The organism is Salinisphaera sp. RV14 (assembly GCF_052044135.1).
Classification (GTDB): domain Bacteria; phylum Pseudomonadota; class Gammaproteobacteria; order Nevskiales; family Salinisphaeraceae; genus Salinisphaera.
The window spans coordinates 26271-43741 of record NZ_JBQDYF010000004.1 but is presented as its reverse complement, the minus strand read 5'-3'; the positions used below and the strand labels follow the sequence as shown (position 1 = coordinate 43741).

Here is a 17471-nt window from a genome sequence, read left to right as displayed (position 1 = left end):
GATGATTCCTCCTTAAAGGATCTGCTGCACGTTGCTCAGGGCGAGCGAATTGGGGCTGCCGGCCAGACTCAGTGAGACGGCGCCGCCGGACGACTGGACACCCGTCACGGTGTACAGCGAGGCTGGCGTGGCGGTCACGGAGCCACCGCCGCTGTTGCTCGCCGCCACCGAGAACTGGTAGGCCTGATTCGGCGAGCCGTTGGCCCACTGAAAGGTGTGGGTGCCAGCCCCCAGGGCGCCGAGGCTGACCTGGCCGACCGTCTTTCCGCTGGCATCCGCGACGTTGACCGCGACATTCTTCGCCGCACTGTTGAGCTTGAATGCGCCCGTGGCGTGACCACTGGCATTGGTCACCAGCGCATCGCCGCTGGTGGTCACCTGCTTGCCGACCAGCGCCGAGGCCTTGGATAGCGCACTCGCGGTCTGGGTCGAGGCCATGCCCTGGGCGGTATTGTTCAGGGTGTTGACCCCGGTGGCGGTCGAGAATGCCGCCATCTCCCCGGCCAATTGTTGCTCCTTAACCGGCTGGGTCGGGTCCTGGTGCTGCAGCTGGGTGGTCAGCAGCTTGAGAAACGACTGCTCGTTGATCTGATTGAATGCCGAAGACGAGGTGCTGGATGATGAGCCGTTGCCAGTCGTCGACTGGGTCGCCGGGGCGATCCCGGTCGTGGCATTCATCGGGGCATTGAGTACGCTCATGGAACGCTCCTGAGGTTACAAGTCACGAATAATGGCCTGATCGATCTGCTCGCCCTGATGGAGCATCGACAAATTGGCCTTATAGCTCTGCGTGGCATCAATCATGTCGCTCATCTGGCGCACTAGCGAGACGTTGGACCCGACCACATAGCCCTGCTTGTTCGCCGCCGGATTACCCGGGTCATAGGTTTTCTTGAGCGGAGCCTGACTCTGAACCACACCTGTGACGTGGACCCCGGCGGCGCCGCTGGCCTCGGGCTGGTCCGCGGCGAATACCGGCAGGCGGGCCCGAAAGGGCGTGCCGTTGGCCGAGGTGGTCGAATCGGCGTTGGCCATATTGCCCGCGATCAGGTTCAGGCGCTGACGCTGGGCCAAGAGTGCACTGCCGGAAATATCGTAGATGCCGGACATGGTCACCTTCCTTTCTGAAACACACACGGGGTGGCGATCCCGCTATCCATTACTGCTGCCCTTGTTGGGGCGCAGCGCCGTAATCATCGATTGCGTACTGCCGTTGAGGAACGTCAGGGACTCACGCATCCGGGTGGCATTGGCCGCCGCTACCAGACTTTCGTGATCCGCCGACACGTCGTTGCCGTCCAGCCCAGTCGGCAGGCCACGCTCATACTGCGCGGCTGGCGGGCTATCGTGCTGCAACCGTGCGGCCAGCGCTTTTTTGAAATCGACGCCCCGCGCCTTGTAGCCCGGTGTATCCGCGTTGGCGATGTTCGAGGCGGTGAGGCGCTGCACCCGAGCACTGGCCTGCAGGGCGGCACCGAAGTAGTTGATCGAGTCGAGTGTCGGCATGGCAGACCGAATGCGAGGTTTGATGAGTAATAGTGTTATGGTCATAATAGACACGTCACGCCATGGTCTGCAAACATGGCATCCAATTCGAGGCGGGAGGGACCCTCATGAGTTATGCCGTTGCGCCGATCCAGGCGCTGCATCAGGCCGGACTTTCGTTGACGTCGCAGAACAAAGCGAGCCAGCCAAGCTTTGCCCAAAGCCTGAATCAGGCGCTCGAAAATGTCAGTCAGGCGCAGCACACTTCCGACGTCAGTAACCGGGCCGTCGTCAGCGGCGCCCCAGGTGCCAGCTTGGAGAAGGCCATGGAAGCCTCCGCCCACGCGCGGGTTGACTGGAACGCCACCGTTGCCGTGCGTAACCACATCGTCAACGCCTATAGCACCATCATGAACATGCCGGTCTAAGGGGGTCCGCGTGGCCGGGTTCGACTGGAAGGCGTTTGTAGCCGCTCAACGCGCGCGGGTGGCCGAATGGCCGAGATGGGTTTGGATGGTCGTCGCAGGCAGTGTGGCCGCAGCGCTCCTCCTAGTGGTCATCCTCGGACGCGGGCCGAGCTACTCACCGCTTTACGATGGCCTGTCGGCGAGCGAAGGCGGCCAGGTCATCGACAAGCTGCAAAAGCTCGGCATTCCCTACAAGCTGAACTCCAGCGGCAGCATCATCAGTGTGCCCGCCCCCGACCTGGCCCGTGCGCGACTCAAGCTTGGCCAGATGGGGGTACCGGAAAGTCAGGGCAGTCAGGCCTATCAGAAACTGACGAAAGGGTCGATGACCACGAGCGCAACCGCCGAGAACGCGCTGTCACGTCGCGCGATCGAAAACCGACTCAGCCAGGCGATCGAGGGGATCAATGGCGTCAGCAACGCCCGGGTCACGCTCGCCCTGCCTAAATCCACACCCTTTCTCAAGAACCAGCCGCATCCCAAGGCGTCTGTCTGGATTCGCGTGGGTGCAGGCGGACTCTCAACCAATCAGGCGCAGGCGATTGGTCAGATGGTGGCCAACTCCGTCCCGGGCCTCGATGCCAAGCGGGTCACCGTCACCGACCAGAACGGCAATGTATTGGCGCCCGTGTCGCACTCCGGGCTCGGCGAGGCCCAGCAACAGATCCAGTTCACATCGCAGGTCGAGCACCGCACCGAGCGTCATATTGAGGCATTGATCCAGCCGTTGCTCGGCACGCAGAACATGCGGGTGTCGGCCGCGGCCTCGATTGACTTCACGCAAGCGACATCGCGCGCTGAACAGTACGGTCCGAAATCCAAGGTAGGGCAACTCAAGCACGAGACCCATAACCAGGTGGGCGACGGCAACAGCCAGCAGGGGGTGCCGGGCGCCCTCTCCAATCAGCCACCGGGCAAAGCCGCCGCGCCGCTCAAGACATCGCAGCAGAACGGTGGCCAGGGCAACGGCCAAGGCAATGGAAACGGAAACGGCAGCAACCAAGGCCAAGGCAGTAGTCAGGCTGGCAGCCAGACAAGCCAGCAGAAGACCGCCCCTCATTCCAGCAGCAACAAGTGGGATGTTCATTATCAAGTCGATCATTCGACAACGGTCTCGCACGCTCCGCCTTGGCACCTCAAGGGGTTGTCTGTATCGGTCGTCCTCAATCAACACGCCATGGGGTCGAACAAGCAGCTGGCGGCGCAGATCAAGCAGATCGTCCAGAGCGCGATTGCTGCACCCAACCTCAAGGTCAACGTGGCCGAAGTGCCGTTCGGGATTGAGAACGCACCCACGCCAGCCACCACCTCGTGGCGTGCCTATGTGAGCAGTTCGGCCCTGATGAAATCGCTCATGGCCCTGCTTGCGGCGTTGCTGATCCTGTTCGGTCTGGCCAAGCCATTGGCGCGCTGGATTCGTGAATCGCTGCCCACGCCGCCGCGACCTGCCTGGACCCAACGACGGACGCGGTCCGGCGTTGATGATGGCGACGGAGAAGTTGTGAGCCCGCAGGTCGATCATCAGCGCCAAGTCGAAAGTGCGCAGGAGCTGGCGCGGACTCGACCGGAGGAAACGGCCGAGTTGCTGCGTCGCTGGATACGGGGCGAAGACAGCAACGGCGAGAACAATAGCGGCGAGGAAGTCAATGACGGGGCTTGAGAAAGCAGCTGTACTCTTGCTGAGTCTCGGCGAGACCACCGCGGCCCAGGTCATGCAGCACATGGATGAGGCCACGCTCAACGGGATCTCGAGCACCATGACCCGCATGCGGCGGCTGGATACGAAGCAGAGCCAGCAAGTGCTGAGAGAATTCACGCGGGGCATGCAGGACAGCACCGGCCGCAATGTTGACAGCTTCCACTATGTCCGCGATGTCCTGGACAGCGCGCTGGGGGAAAGAGAAGCCGCGCGCGTGATGGAATACATCATGCGGGGCGACTCCATGGCCATGACCATGGACATCATGAAGGAAACGACTCCGGCGATGCTTGCCGAGCAGCTGCGCAACGAGCGCCCTCAGGCCATCGCGCTCGTGCTGGCCCATCTGGACCCGGCAGCCGGCGCGGACCTACTGTCGCACCTCGCCCCGGATGTGGCGCAGAACGTGCTCTATCGCTATGCCAAGCTCGATACCATCCAACCGCACATCCTGCGGGATCTCGCCACGATGCTGGGCGAACAACTCTCCGGCGAGCTCGGGGTGCGAGAGTTGTCCGACATCGGCGGTCCCCGCAAGGCGGCAGACCTGTTGAACAACGTCGAAGGCACAACCTCTGAGCGAATGCTCAGCGAGTTTGCGGATAGCGAGCTGGCCGATAGCATTCGCGAGAACATGTTCACGTTCAGCGACCTGGTCACGCTCGATTCGCGCAGCCTCCAGGCGCTGATCCGCGAAATTCCGCACGAAGACCTGGTGCCCGCGCTCAAGGGTGCCGCGCCGGAAGTGGTGGACAAGCTGCTGGAAAACGTCTCCACGCGGGCCGCCGAAGCGCTTCGTGAGGATCTCGACAGTGGCCCGCCCGTGCGTCGCGCCACAGCCGAGGAAGCCAAGAAATCGATTCTTCGCGTCGCCCGGCGTCTGGATGCCGAGGGCACAATTACTATTTCCAGCGACGAGGACCTGCTGTGACAGATCAATCGATCAATACCGCGCTAACCGGAACGCAGCCGGCCGCCGGCCCTGCCGGCACCAACGCTCGGGGCGCGTCGTCCGATGCGAACAGCTGGAATGACGCGATGCAGCAGGCGCAAGCGCGACATAGCGCCCACGCGGCGCCCGACCGCGCGTCGGCCCGGCGGGACAAGTCGTTAGGCCAGGATGCGGTTGGCGCGCGCAGTCCGTCGCCAGCCCCATCGGGCGGACAGGCCACGCCTGCGCACGGTCAAACACAGAACAGGTCATCGTCGCGGGATGCGCAACAAGCTGACGAAAAAGCCCAAGGCCATAAAACAAGCCATGCTCATGGGGGCGGCCATACCTTAGCCCAAGGCCAGGCAAAGTCGGCTGACCGGCACCAGAAGTCGACACCCGCGAATACGGATGCGGCGGCTGCGGTAGTCGTTACGTCGGCGCCAACCCCGCCTGCGGCCAAGTCCTCCATCGCGGATAACGGAACGGCGCACGGCGATACACGCCAGCCACAGGCATCGCATGAGGCCACGGCCGCTGCGGCTGGCGCGCAGGCCCACCAATCGAGCCACACTTCCGGGCATACGAAGCCTCGATCGCCCCAATCGAAGCCAACCCTCGCCGCTGACAGGAAGGCCACCCAGCCGGTCGGTGACGGGACGAAGTTGAAGCGCTCGACGGGGTCGGGCGCCTCGGGTCAAAACGCGGATCGGTCAGCGGTCGCAGCTCCGCCTTCAACCCGGGCGGCGGGCCAACGGATCACGCCCGGTGGGCCTTACATGGCTCATCGGCAAGCCCATCGATCCAGCAAGACCACGCGTCGTACAGCGTCGCCCTCCCCCGTCACGCCCCCGAACAAATCCGGCCGCAGCGGGCCGACCCCAACATCACAAGTCGACCGGACGCTTGCAGCTCGTACGACTGACAAATTTGGCGACAGTCGGCCACACACCGACATGTCCGCCGCCCGAACAGGGCGCAAAGGCGGGAAGGCGTCGGCAAAGTCGAACCCGAATCTCGGCCAAGCCATGAATCACACGATGGCCGCGGCGGACCTCAATCCTTCGTCGGGGATCGCAAACGCGGGGACAAGCGCGTCCGGCGCCAACGGCGCCGCTTCGACTGCGCTGACGCCGCAGTCCGTCGCGCAACTCAATGCACAGATCCATTCGCTGCACCAGGCCGGAGGCGGTTCGACTCAGATCAATCTGCACCCGGCTTCATTGGGCGCGATCCAGATCCAGGTCCAGATGCAGGGCACGCATCAGGCCCAAGTCACGTTCAATGCTGCTCAGACCGCCGCTGCCCAGGCGATTCAGGCCAGTCTGCCGCAACTGGCCAGCGCGATGCAGCAGCACGGTATTCAACTATCGCAGCCGCAAGTCAACACCGGCAGTGATGCAGGCTCTGGACAGACGCCAAACAGCGGGCAACAGCCCGGCCAGAACCCGGCCGGTCAGCAATCTCAAGGGCAGCCGTCACAGGGCCAACAGCAGCATTCACAGCCACGGCAGCCGATGACCGCCCTGGCCGCAGGCGAGGTCGGTCGCCGATCGGCACCGGATCAGACGACCCAACCATCACGACCGGGGGTCCGCGCCTATGCCTGACCATCAGCCACCCCGTAGCCACATCGAAACGGTTGACCTGGTCGCGCCCACGCGCGTCGTGCGCGGTCGCCTGCCCGCCATTGAGGCAATCCAGGATCGTCTGTCGCGCCAACTCCGCGCCGATATGTTTAGAGAACTCCGCTACGGGGTTCAAATTGAGGACGCCAGCACGAATTTCGACGCCCACGATGAGGTGATGCGCACCATGCCGGGCCCGGCCTACGTGGGCATCGTGAGCATGCCGCCGCTACGCGGGTTTTCAGTGATCGCTATCGAAGGCAGCCTGATCGGCGCGGTGGTTGACCGAATGTGCGGTGCGTCCGAACCTGATCCGCAGCCGCATCGACCGGAGTTTTCGCAGCTTGAGATGCGGATAGCGCAGCGGGTTCTTGATGTGGTCCGCAAGTCCGTACAATACGCATGGCAAGGCGTGGCCGATCTATCGATCGATATCGTGCGCACCGAAGTCAATACATCCTTCATTGCAATCGCCGATGGCGACGAGCCCCTGATCACGATGCGGATGACCGCGGCGATGGCGACCGGCAAGGGCCAGATCCTGATCGGTACGCCCTACCCGTCCATCGATCCGATTCGCGACCGGCTGGCGACCACCGCCGCCATGACCGAGACCCCGGAGAATGATAAGCGCCACTGGGAACAGCAGATGCGCCAGGCCGCCAGCGGCGCCCCGGTCACCATTCACGCCGATCTCGCCCACAGCACAATCAGCTCCGCCGAGCTTGCACATCTGAGGCCGGGCCAGATTCTGCCGATACGGATACCGCCGACCACACGGGTCTATAGCGGCACGAACTTGTTGTTCGAAGCCGAATACGGCACTCACAGCGACAACCACGCCCTGCGCGTGAGCCGATTTAACACGCTGCATTTCGACGCGGAGGAACACCAACGCCATGACCGAAAAGGACAAACCCAGCACGCCGGAGAACCCGGAGCCGATGGACAGCAACAAGACGGAAGCCACGCCGGGACAGGACAACATGAGTGATTCGGAGGTTAAACCGGTTACTTTGGGTGATCTGAATGACGAGTCGCGCGCGAGCGGTTCTCGGATGCCCTCGTCGCTGCTCGATCCGATCCGGGTGGATCTGACCGTCGAGCTCGGCCGGACCCGGATGACCTTCAGGGAATTGCAGATGCTGACCCAGGGCACGATCGTCGAGCTGGACCACCTGGTCGGGGACCCACTCGAGATTCGCGCCAACGGCCACTTGGTGGCGCGTGGCGAAGTGGTCGCAATCAAGCAGGAGCACTACGGCGTGCGGATCACCGAGGTCGTCCAGCCCGGTCAGGCGGCCGAGGCCGGCGAGGCGTGAACACCTGGACTCAGGTGGCCAACGGCGCGTGGGTGGCCCTCGGCTGGCTGGCCGGGCCGCCGCTGGCCCTTGCCTTCGGCCTTGGCCTGGTGTTCGCCATCACGCAAGCCGTGACCTCGATTCAGGAAAGCTCGCTGAGTTTCGCGCCGAAGCTGATCGGCCTGATCGCCCTGCTCGCCCTGGCGGGCAGCAGCATTTTCGAGGCAGTCACGCGTTACGCCACCACCCTGTATAGCTCGATCCCGGTGCTGATCGCCCATGGCTGATACCGCCGCAACGCCAACATTGCGTCGCCGACAGCTACCGGCGGCGTTGCTCGTGGGCCCCCTGGCGATCCTGCTGGTGATCGCCATGATCGTGGTGCCGCTGCCCGCCTTCATGCTGTCGTTCCTGTTCGCGCTCAATATCGCGGCGGGCCTGCTGATTCTGGCGACGAGTCTATACATTCTCGCGCCGACGGACCTGACGGCTTTCCCGTCTCTGCTGCTGGTCACCACGCTAGCGCGGCTCGCACTGAACGTGGCCACCTCGCGCGTAATCCTGCTGCACGGCTACCAAGGGCCGACCGCCGCTGGCGCCGTAATCGAGTCATTCGGCGAGTTTGTGGTCGGCGGCAACTACGTCGTCGGCTTCATCATCTTCATCATCCTGATTGTGATCAATTTCGTGGTGGTCACGAAGGGCGCCGGCCGCGTCGCCGAGGTGAGTGCGCGGTTCGTGCTCGACTCCCTGCCCGGCAAGCAGATGGCCATCGATGCCGATCTGAATGCCGGCATGCTCGATCCGAAGCAGGCCGAGAAGCGACGCGACCAGGTGCGCAAGGAAGCCGATTTCTTCGGCGCGATGGACGGGGCGTCCAAATTCATTCGCGGGGACGTGATCGCGGCCATGATCATTCTCGCGATCAATCTCATCGGTGGCCTGGCCGTCGGCATGCTCCAGCACGGCCTGCCCCTGTCCGCGGCGGCGCGGACCTACACGCTGCTCACCATCGGAGACGGCCTCGCAGCCCAGATCCCGTCCCTGACCATCTCCATCGCCGCCGGTCTGGTCGTCACCCGGGTGGCCTCCGGGCAGGACGTCGGCGCCCAGGTTGCGGCCCAGATCGGCCGATTCCCGCAAGCGCTTGCGGCAGCCGCCGGCCTGATGACCATTCTTGGCCTCGTGCCCGGCATGGCCCACTGGCCTTTCCTCGTTCTAGCGCTGGCGCTCGGGGCGTCGGCCTGGCTGACCTACCGTCGCCGGGCAGCCGAGGGCCAGACCTCCGATGATTCGGGCGACGAGAGCGCCGACGCGGCCGGAGCGCAAGCCAGCGCCGAGACGCAACAGCCGTTGTCCAACCGGGATGTGAGCGGTGTTGACCCCCTGGGTCTGGAAATCGGATTCGCGCTGGTGCCACTGATCGAACACTCGGGTCAGCGTTTTCTGGATCGAATGCGCACGGTCCGCGAGCGCTACGGCCAACAGATGGGCTTCATTGTGCCGCCCGTCTATATCCGCGATAGCGACCAGCTTTCGCCGAACGAGTACCGGTTCACGATTCGCGGGGCATCGGTCGGCAATGCCGAACTCATGCCGGAAATGTGGCTGGCGATCACCGGCCCGTCTGTGAGCGAGCCGCTGACGGTCGGGCGCGAGACGGTCGAACCGGCGTACGGAAGCCAGGCCTATTGGATCGATCACGACGACATTGATACGGCCGAGGCTTACGGCTATACCGTCGTCGATCCGCAGAGCGCAATGGCGACCCACCTGGATCAGGTGCTGAAACGATACGGCCATGAGTTGCTGGGCCGACCCCAGGTCGAGGCCCTGATGAATGGGCTCGCGGACAACGCGCCCCGGCTCGCTGAAGAAATTCAGCGTCACCTCAGCACCGGAACGATTCGCCAGGTGTTGCAGGACTTGCTAGCCGAGCGGCTTCCCATCCGCGATCTGGAAACAATCTGTGAGACGGCGCTGGAAGCCGCCGTGGCCGGAGAGCGCAATCCGGCCACAATCAGCGAACAAGCACGCGTTCAAATGGGGCGGTTCATCGTCGACTGGCTTAGCCAAGGGGCCAACACGCTCCAGGTTGCAGTGCTCGATCCGGACCTCGAGGAACTGATCGGGCGGGGGATTGCCACCGCCCGGGATAACGGCATGCCGGATGCACTTGAGCCGAATGCGGCCCATGAACTCCGCGCAGCAGCACAACAGGCGCTTGATCGGTTCCAGGACGCCGGGCTACCGCCGATTCTGGCCGTACAGTCGGTGATGCGTCGCCCGGTTGCGCGCACGGCCTCTCCATTGTCGGTCATCGCCCTCGAGGAAATCCCGCAGGACAAACCTGTCCAGGTCTTGTTCAGAGTGCCGGACAGGTCGGACGATGAATAACGCGAACGCGTGCCCCAGTCAGCCGCAGCCCCCCACGACCGAAGAGGCGGTGCGGAACTATGCGTTGTGGATAAAGCGCACCGCGCTTTATATGCGCAGTACCATGCCGTGGGCGGATCTGGAAGAATTGATCCAATGGGGAACCGTCGGGCTTCTGGAGGCACTGGAACGGTTCGACCCCAGCCGGGGCAAGCCATTCGAGGCCTTCGCGAATCGCCGTATACGGGGCGCGATGATCGACAGTCTGCGCCGCGAAGGCCGGGAGGCGAGCCGCGTTGCCACGCCCCATGCCGCCGAGCAGACGATCGGGCGATCCGCAGCATTCGATGATCCGGCCGATCGGGTCATCGCGGAAAGCGAGCGCACCCAACTGACGGAATACATTGCGCAATTACCACAGCGACAGCAGACCATCCTTCACCTGTTCTATATCGAAGAACACAACAACCGGGAAATCGCGCAAGCCTTGGAAGTCAGCGAAGCCTACATATCGAAAACGCGCCGCCAGGCGATTGAGCGCATCGCCGAATTGATGCGGAATGACAACCCCAACGCCGGAGGACAATCGTGAAACTATCGTCGCTTGTTGCCGTGGTGGGCGCTATCGCTGTGGTGCTGTACACCAACTTCAGCGAAGGCGACCCGCTGGGGGCACTGATCAATACCGAGGCGGCAGTGATCGTGCTCGGGGGCTCGTTCATGGCCATTCTTGGCCAGTTCCATCTCAAGGGCGTGATCCATGGACTCAAAGGCCTGAAATGGCTAGTAAAACCCCCGACCCATGATCCCGCCAGCTTGGTCGACCAGTTCGTCGACTGGTCACGAATAGTCCGGAAACAGGGGCTGCTCAGTCTCGAGGACAGTCTTGAGGAGATCGATGACTCATTTCTGCATGACGGCCTGCAGATGGTCGTGGACGGCCTGGAGGTTGACACGGTCCGACAGCTGATGAATACCCGTATCGAGACCGATGAGATCGAGGCCAATGAGCCGGCGGAGATCTGGGATGCCGTAGGCGGTTATGCCCCGACTCTGGGGGTTCTCGGCGCCGTCATGGGCCTGATCCACGTCATGCTCCATCTGCACGGGGCCGGCAACGCGATCGGCCAGGGGATCGCGGCGGCCTTCGTGGCAACCCTCTACGGCGTGGGTGCGGCCAACCTCATCTTTATCCCCATCGGCAAACGGCTCGAGCGTTTCGTCGAGGAACAGGCGCGGTACCGGGAGATGGTCGTCGCCGGGCTTACGCTGCTCGCCGAGGGCACGAATTCCACGACCCTGCGCTCGCAACTCGGGGGCTATATCGACGCGCGCACTCAGAAGGCGGCAGACAAGAAAAAAGCCAAACAAGAGGATGAAGATGGCGAGGCGGCGTAAGGCCAAGAAGCAGGACGACGAACGATGGATGGTCAGTTATGCCGATCTGCTGACGCTGATGCTCGCCTTTTTCATCGTCTTGTACAGCCAGTCGATCAACGACGTGTCGCGGCTCAAGGAGATCGAGGCGGGCATGATTTCCGCGTTTCACGGTACGCCTCATGTGATCAAGCAACAGACACCGGGCAACAGCGGCATCCTCAAACATCACCGGTCGCCGATTCCGGTCCCCGATCCGGCGCCGCCGAGTTCTCTGTTGAGAGAGCAGCATGTCCGGTTGCGGATGAAAAAAATCAGCCAGGCTGAAAAGCAACTGCGCAACGTACTGGCGCCGATGATTGCCAACCATGAAGTGAACCTGTCGCGCCAACCCTTAAGCCTGCGGATTCGGCTGGATGCCAAGATTCTCTATCCGAGCGGTCAAGCGAAGCTGACATCCCGAGCCAAGACGCTACTTACAACGATCAGTGGCGTGTTGCAGAATCTGCCGCCCGATTTTCCGATTGTGATCCAGGGCTATACCAACAAGAAGCCAATACATACCGCGGCGTTCCCGTCCAACTGGGAATTGTCGACCATGCGTGCCGTGAGCGTAGTGCATCTGTTCCGCAAAAACGGAATGCCCGGCCAGCAACTGTCGGCCCAGGGGTTTTCTAAGTTTCATCCGGTGGATACGTCCGATACGCCCAAGGCCCTGCGCGTGAACCGTCGCGTGGCCATCCTGATCCAGGCGCCGCAAGTCGGCGAGGCGGAACCTCACCTCAGCGTGAAGCAGGCCATGCAGGTGGTGCCGGGTGGCCGCCAGAAAGCAGAGCCGCAAGCGAACGGCGGCCGCGAGGCCCCGACCTCGAATAGTGGGCCCGCCGACACAACAGCGGCGAGCGACAAGGCAGCACACAACGGCGCACCGAAAAACGGTTGACACGGGAAAAGACCATGGCAGAAGACGACGAGAAGGCCCGAGCCGATGACAAGAGCAAGGGCAAGGGCAAGAGCAAGAGCAAGAACAGCGCGGCCTACCGTCCGATGCGCACGACCCTCACCGCGCTCGGCGTCGGCGCGGGCTGGGCCGCGCTGCACATGCCATCAATTCATGGCCTGAGCCCGTCGCTCGTGACCTGGTTGATCAATGCCCTGATTGCCGCCCTGGCCGCCAAGGCGGCGCTGGAACTGCTGAGTGCGGCCGTCGGGTGGTGTGTGCGCTCAGTCGTGGGTCTGTTCTAGGGGCGCGTGACATGGCGGATCGTAATATCAAGCCGGTTGAGCGCGTCGCCCGGAATGTGCCCCTGAAAATCGGCGGGGACCGCCGCCCGTCGGTCAACCTGGACTCGTCGGAGCATGAGGTCACCGAGCACACCCCGGACCCGGCGCCGAGCGATCGCATGGCCCGGCAACGCCCCACGCCAGATCCGCACACCTATGCCCCGGTGGAGCCGCGGATAGCGACTGAACACCGGCCTGCAGAGGCACCGGCGGCTGACCCAAGCGCCGAGGCGATCGAGGCCGGTCGCCGCGAAGGTCACGAGCAAGGCCGTACCGTAGGCTATGCGGCGGGTTACGAGGAAGGTCTTGCGGCGGGACGCGCCGACGGCCGTGCCGAACGCGAGGCCGAGCAGGCGCAACTGCGCGCTATCCTGGAGGCACTTCACCATCCACTCGACACGCTGCGTGCTGAAATCGCGGATAGCATCAGCGAGGGTGCGCTGCGCCTGGCGCAGCGGCTCGTCGGAGAGGCCCTGACGATCGACCCGACACTGATGCGTGACACTCTGAACAATATCCTGGGTGAAGCCGCCGCCCACAACGGCCCGGGCGCCCGGTTGCAGCTCCGGGTCGCGCCCGACGACCGCGAGGTGACCGAGCGCCTGATCAACAACCGGCGTGCAAGCGATTTGCCGGTGGACCTCATCAACGATGACAAGCTGGCGCACGGCGACGTCCAGGCAACACTCGTACACGACAACGGCGACCCGGCCAATCAGGTCGAATGGGACGCCCGGCTGGAGACTCGATGGCAGACGATCAAACAGGCCCTGTCGAACCCGCAATCCTAGACGCGTATCGCCAGGGGTTGCGCGCGGATGCAGCAGAACGCTTCAATGCGGTGTCCGGTGTCCGCACGATTGCCCGGCTCGGCCGCGTCATCCGCGCCAGCGGCGAGATTGTCTCGGTCTCGGGCCTACCGGCGCCGACCGGCGCGCGGTGTCTCATCGAAGGCGCGGACGGCAGTTGGCTACCCGCCGAGGTGGTTGGCTTTGATGCCGAGGCACTCAAGCTCATGCCGGAGAACGGGACCCAGGGCATTACTCGGGGTGCCCGGGTTCGTCAGGAAGAAGCCACCAAGCGGCCGGTTGTCGGCTGGGGTTTGCTCGGCCGGATCATCGACGGCGAAGGCGAGCCGCTTGATGGTGGACCACCGCCCGACGATACCGATCACTGGCCGCTGCGGGGCCAGCCGATCAATCCCATGGATCGCGAGCCGATCGAGGACGTCTTTGATTGCGGTGTGCGCATCGTCAATGCCATGACCACACTCGGGACCGGCATGCGTATGGGGCTGTTCGCCGGCAGTGGCGTCGGCAAGTCGACGCTGCTCGGCATGATGGCCCGTCATTGCTCCGCCGACATCGTGGTCGTGGCCATGATCGGTGAGCGCGGGCGAGAAGTCCGGGAATTCATCGACAAAACGCTCGGTGCGGATGCTCTCGGTCGGGCCGTGGTGGTGGCCGCCCCCGCGGATTGCTCGGCGTTGTCACGTATTCACGCGGCCCACCGGGCGAGCGCGATCGCCGAGTTCTTCCGCGCGCAGGGCCAACACGTGCTGCTGCTGATGGATTCACTAACGCGACTGGCCATGGCCGGCCGCGAAGTGGGCCTGGCGATCGGCGAGCCGCAGGCCATGCGCGGCTACCCACCTTCAACATTTTCCCTGATCGCTTCCTATCTCGAGCGTGCCGGTCAGGGCCGTCGAGGCGAAGGCTCGATCACCGGCATCTACACCGTGCTCGTCGAAGGCGATGATCACGTTGCCGACCCGGTCGCCGACACCGCCCGCGCCACACTCGACGGCCATATCGTGCTCAACCGGAGTATCGCCGAGTCCGGCCTGTATCCGCCGATTGATATCGAGGCCTCGCTGTCGCGGGTGATGAATGACGTCGCCAGTCCCGAACATCGGCAGGCGGCCCAGCGCGTGCGTTCCCTATGGTCGCGACTGCAGGCCAAGCGCGACCTGATTGATATCGGAGCTTACCAACCGGGCGCCGACCCATTACTTGACGAGGCGATGGACAAACGCACCGCCATGGAACATCTGCTGATCCAGAATCTGACCGAAGGCTGCGACCTGGCCGCGAGCGTGGCCGCCCTGCGGGCGATCATCGAGGCGCCCGGCCAAGCCCACACCGCGTCGATGGAGACGTAATGAAACCCGACCGACTAGCGCTGATGACCCGACTGGCCCGCCTGCGCGACGAAGAAGCCGGACGGACGGTGCAGCAATGGCGCGCGGCGCTCGATACCTCGCAACGGCAGGCCGACATGTTACGGCAGTACCGGCGCAATCTGAGCGCCGCGCAACTGACCGGGCGACAAGCCGAGGGGCGCACGCTCCATACCTTTGCCGAGTTTGCGGCCGTCGCGGAGCGAGCCCATCGCCAAGCTTACGAAACGGTCAAGAACACGCAGCAGCAATACGAGCAGGCCTTGCAGGACTGGTACGATAAACGCCGAAAAACACAGGTGCTCACGGACAAGCAGGCACGCGAAGAAAAACAGCGTCAGCGCGAGCAGCGCGACCGCGAAGATCGGGCCAGCCAAGAGGCCGACGCCGCTAACCGGCGTTGAAATCACTCAATCCGGATCTCAATCTCGCGCTGTCGACAGCGGATCTCGATAATGGCCGAGGGGTCCAGCACGGTGCCCGCCGTGAAGACCTGGTTTGAGTCCGCCGGGGAAAAGGGATGCAGCACCAGCGGCAGTGACCCCAGGCCGAGTTGGGTCAGCACGTCCCGCACCCGGTGCGGATGGCGCAACATCGCGTCGTCGTCCGCATCGCCGCTGATCTCGCGCCATGCGTCGCGCAACCGCGCCTTGAGCGCGGCGTCGGCATAACGCACATTGAGATATTCCATCTCGAGCGCGCTGTCGGCGGTCATGTGAGTCACGATCCCGCCCGGAACCCGACATACGACGCGAAACACCGCCTGCGGCGTATCGGCGCGCGACAGCAGCGCCTTGATTCCCTCGCGGGTGGCATTGAGCCCATAAAGCCCCGACCAGCAGCCCGGCACGGCGGGGCGCCCGAAGTGTTCGAGGACCGAGCGCGGATGGATCCCCTCATCGGCCGTGCGCGGAAAAATGCCACTAATCAAAAGATCCGCCATCGATCCGGGTCACTCTTCGAGAAAATCGAGGCGGGCGTCATCCCGGCCATGCCATTCCGCAAGCGCGGCCTGGAGCCATTCATCCACCACCTGCTTGGCCTGCTGCTCGGTTTCCGCCTGATCCAGTCGGCGCTCAAGCATCAGGAGAATGCGATCGATCACGGCCGAGGCATGATCCTGTTGTTCAAGCCGCTGACTCGACGCCCAGGACGGATGACAGCCCAGTGCCATGCCGAAGACACGCCGAGAAACTCGGGGATCGAGCGAATGAACACGCTCGAAGACCGTCATCAATCGCGGATATTCCGGCAATGCGGCCTGCTCCGGCCACTGCTCAATCAGGCGCAGCAGCACGCCGAACGACGGATTATGCAGCGGCGTGCTCTCGTGCTCCTTGACGATTTTGCCGAAGCGCCAAGGCGTAATCCCTAACAACCAGCAGGCATCCAGCCGCTTCAGGCCATGGGCCTCGATATAGTCGAGAACGTCGGCGCCGGTTGTGGCTTGGTACAAGACCCGTCTCCTTTTCTGAAATTGTGCAATGGTTGGGGTGCTTAAGTGGTGCTGGAATACCGGAGCCCACCAGAAACGCGCCGGCGGCACCTGAACCTCGGGCCATCGATCCGTGATCAGCCCGGCGGGGGTTCCTCGCGCTCGGCGGCCGCCCGGCGCGCGTGCGGATCCATGCGTTGATCCACGTCCAGATCCGCCTCCGACGGGAGTGACGGGGCCTCGCCCTGGCCGTTGGCCCACCGCTCCAGCTGATACACATAGGACAGCACTTCGGCGCAGGCCTTGTACAAGGACGTCGGGATCGGCTCGCCCGGCACGCCGTGGTAATACAGCGCGCGGGCCAAGGGCGGCGCGCTTACGATCGGAATTCCGTGACGACGAGCCATGTCCCGAATGCGCTCGGCCAGCCGACCGACCCCGGTGGCAATCACAACCGGGGCGTGATCGCGGTGCTGGTTGTAACGAAACGCGACGGCATATTGCGACGGGTTGACCACCACCGCCGACGCTTCCGGCACCTGCTCCATCATGCGCGCGCGCGCCGCCCGCTCTTGCGCCTGCTTCTGGCGACTGCGGACTTCGGGGCTGACGTTGGTGTCCTTCTGCTCGTCGCGTACCTCCTTGTCCGTCATCCGCAGTTCGCGACTGTGGAAAAACGCTTGTAGCGGCGTATCAATGGCAACGATGAACACGGTCGCCAGCACACAGAAGCCGATTACCCAGATGATGGCGTGCAGCCCAAGCCCCCAGTTCGGCGCCGCGGTATTCGGCAGCGCCACAATACGGGACTTCCAGAGGACAAACGCCGCCAGCCCCGCTCCGCCAACGAGCAGGAACTTGAGAATCGATTTCAGTGTGTCCGTAATCCGCTTGGCCGAAAAAATCTTCTTGAAGCCTTTCGCGGGATTGAGCTTGTTGAAATCCGGCGTGATCGCCTGGGCGCTGGCACTCCAGCCGCCCGGCACGAAGCCGCTGGCCGCGCCGAGCAGGGACAGGATCAACAGAAACAGCGACAGAACCCCGAAACTGTACAGCGCAAAATGCAGCGCCTGCGCGATCGACACGGTGCCGGCGTGAGCCAGCTCGCCCGGCACTTTGCGCACAACCCACTTTACCAGCGCACTGCCGGGCAGCAGTGCAAAAAGGAAAAACGCGAGCATGAGCACCAGCTTGATCGCGTCCGGTGCCCGGGCCACCTGCCCTTTGTCCCGCGCCTGACTGCGTTTGCGCTCGGTGGCCTCGTGTTTTTTTTCTTCAGTGCTGTCGTCGCCGCCTTCAGCCATACCGT

General features: G+C 63.6%; 21 protein-coding genes. 15 read left to right on the top strand and 6 right to left on the bottom strand.

Annotated features, from left to right (window positions below; genetic code table 11):
- Positions 1-12: 12 nt before the first annotated feature.
- Genes ACS8Y6_RS05995 through ACS8Y6_RS05985 form a run of 3 tightly spaced genes read right to left on the bottom strand, consistent with a single transcriptional unit; the run spans position 13 to position 1506 of the window.
- A complete protein-coding gene (locus ACS8Y6_RS05995; RefSeq protein WP_440849857.1) occupies positions 13-699 on the bottom strand; it encodes a flagellar hook assembly protein FlgD in 687 nt (228 codons plus the stop codon).
- 15 nt (positions 700-714) lie between these two features.
- Positions 715-1110 (bottom strand): flagellar basal body rod protein FlgC, encoded by a 396-nt coding sequence (gene flgC, locus ACS8Y6_RS05990; protein ID WP_440849856.1) that lies wholly within the window; start codon positions 1108-1110, stop codon positions 715-717.
- A 42-nt stretch (positions 1111-1152) separates the two neighbouring features.
- On the bottom strand, positions 1153-1506 hold the full coding sequence (locus tag ACS8Y6_RS05985) for a flagellar basal body rod protein FlgB (RefSeq protein WP_440849855.1): 354 nt from the start codon (positions 1504-1506) through the stop codon (positions 1153-1155).
- Positions 1507-1613: 107 nt separating this feature from the next.
- Between ACS8Y6_RS05985 and ACS8Y6_RS05980 the strand changes: the two genes are divergently transcribed.
- The 15 genes from ACS8Y6_RS05980 (at position 1614) to ACS8Y6_RS05910 (ending at position 15131) form a co-directional block, all read left to right on the top strand.
- On the top strand, positions 1614-1913 hold the full coding sequence (locus tag ACS8Y6_RS05980; RefSeq protein WP_440849854.1) for a flagellar hook-basal body complex protein FliE: 300 nt from the start codon (positions 1614-1616) through the stop codon (positions 1911-1913).
- Between the two features lie 10 nt (positions 1914-1923).
- On the top strand, positions 1924-3612 hold the full coding sequence (gene fliF / locus ACS8Y6_RS05975) for a flagellar basal-body MS-ring/collar protein FliF (RefSeq protein ID WP_440849853.1): 1689 nt from the start codon (positions 1924-1926) through the stop codon (positions 3610-3612).
- Positions 3599-4582, top strand: coding sequence for a flagellar motor switch protein FliG (gene fliG / locus ACS8Y6_RS05970; RefSeq protein WP_440849852.1), 984 nt, complete (start codon positions 3599-3601; stop codon positions 4580-4582). Before fliF ends, fliG begins: the two co-directional genes overlap by 14 nt.
- 1028 nt (positions 4583-5610) lie before the next feature.
- Entirely contained in the window at positions 5611-6192 is a 582-nt protein-coding gene (locus ACS8Y6_RS05965) for a flagellar hook-length control protein FliK (protein ID WP_440855190.1), read from the top strand.
- Entirely contained in the window at positions 6185-7204 is a 1020-nt protein-coding gene (locus ACS8Y6_RS05960; RefSeq protein ID WP_440849850.1) for a flagellar motor switch protein FliM, read from the top strand. The genes ACS8Y6_RS05965 and ACS8Y6_RS05960 overlap by 8 nt, the downstream gene beginning before the upstream one ends.
- A complete protein-coding gene (gene fliN, locus ACS8Y6_RS05955) occupies positions 7197-7532 on the top strand; it encodes a flagellar motor switch protein FliN (RefSeq protein WP_440849849.1) in 336 nt (111 codons plus the stop codon). The genes ACS8Y6_RS05960 and fliN overlap by 8 nt, the downstream gene beginning before the upstream one ends.
- Positions 7529-7798, top strand: a complete 270-nt coding sequence (locus ACS8Y6_RS05950) for a flagellar biosynthetic protein FliQ (protein WP_440849848.1) — start codon at positions 7529-7531, stop codon at positions 7796-7798. The genes fliN and ACS8Y6_RS05950 overlap by 4 nt, the downstream gene beginning before the upstream one ends.
- Complete coding sequence (locus ACS8Y6_RS05945; protein WP_440849847.1) at positions 7791-9908, top strand: flagellar biosynthesis protein FlhA; 2118 nt, start codon at positions 7791-7793, stop codon at positions 9906-9908. The genes ACS8Y6_RS05950 and ACS8Y6_RS05945 overlap by 8 nt, the downstream gene beginning before the upstream one ends.
- The gene (locus ACS8Y6_RS05940) at positions 9901-10479 is read left to right on the top strand and encodes a sigma-70 family RNA polymerase sigma factor (RefSeq protein WP_440849846.1); all 579 of its coding nucleotides are present in this window, start codon (positions 9901-9903) and stop codon (positions 10477-10479) included. Before ACS8Y6_RS05945 ends, ACS8Y6_RS05940 begins: the two co-directional genes overlap by 8 nt.
- Complete coding sequence (locus tag ACS8Y6_RS05935; RefSeq protein WP_440849845.1) at positions 10476-11285, top strand: flagellar motor protein; 810 nt, start codon at positions 10476-10478, stop codon at positions 11283-11285. Before ACS8Y6_RS05940 ends, ACS8Y6_RS05935 begins: the two co-directional genes overlap by 4 nt.
- Positions 11263-12207 (top strand): flagellar motor protein MotB, encoded by a 945-nt coding sequence (locus ACS8Y6_RS05930; RefSeq protein WP_440849844.1) that lies wholly within the window; start codon positions 11263-11265, stop codon positions 12205-12207. The genes ACS8Y6_RS05935 and ACS8Y6_RS05930 overlap by 23 nt, the downstream gene beginning before the upstream one ends.
- Positions 12208-12221: 14 nt before the next feature.
- Positions 12222-12509 carry a hypothetical protein gene (locus tag ACS8Y6_RS05925; RefSeq protein ID WP_440849843.1) on the top strand — a complete coding sequence of 96 codons (288 nt, stop codon included), beginning with the start codon at positions 12222-12224 and terminating at the stop codon, positions 12507-12509.
- 11 nt (positions 12510-12520) lie between these two features.
- Positions 12521-13339, top strand: a complete 819-nt coding sequence (locus ACS8Y6_RS05920; RefSeq protein WP_440849842.1) for a FliH/SctL family protein — start codon at positions 12521-12523, stop codon at positions 13337-13339.
- Positions 13297-14709, top strand: a complete 1413-nt coding sequence (locus tag ACS8Y6_RS05915; protein ID WP_440849841.1) for a FliI/YscN family ATPase — start codon at positions 13297-13299, stop codon at positions 14707-14709. The genes ACS8Y6_RS05920 and ACS8Y6_RS05915 overlap by 43 nt, the downstream gene beginning before the upstream one ends.
- Positions 14709-15131: a hypothetical protein gene (locus ACS8Y6_RS05910; protein WP_440855189.1), complete on the top strand. Its 423-nt coding sequence runs from the start codon at positions 14709-14711 to the stop codon at positions 15129-15131. The genes ACS8Y6_RS05915 and ACS8Y6_RS05910 overlap by 1 nt, the downstream gene beginning before the upstream one ends.
- A gap of 2 nt (positions 15132-15133) precedes the next feature.
- Here the strand turns inward: ACS8Y6_RS05910 and ACS8Y6_RS05905 are convergent, their stop codons facing one another.
- From ACS8Y6_RS05905 to ACS8Y6_RS05895, 3 genes are all read right to left on the bottom strand, one after another.
- Positions 15134-15670: a hypothetical protein gene (locus ACS8Y6_RS05905; protein WP_440849839.1), complete on the bottom strand. Its 537-nt coding sequence runs from the start codon at positions 15668-15670 to the stop codon at positions 15134-15136.
- A gap of 9 nt (positions 15671-15679) precedes the next feature.
- The gene (locus ACS8Y6_RS05900; RefSeq protein ID WP_440849838.1) at positions 15680-16183 is read right to left on the bottom strand and encodes a hypothetical protein; all 504 of its coding nucleotides are present in this window, start codon (positions 16181-16183) and stop codon (positions 15680-15682) included.
- A gap of 116 nt (positions 16184-16299) precedes the next feature.
- Positions 16300-17466: an EscU/YscU/HrcU family type III secretion system export apparatus switch protein gene (locus ACS8Y6_RS05895; RefSeq protein ID WP_440849837.1), complete on the bottom strand. Its 1167-nt coding sequence runs from the start codon at positions 17464-17466 to the stop codon at positions 16300-16302.
- Positions 17467-17471: the final 5 nt, after the last annotated feature.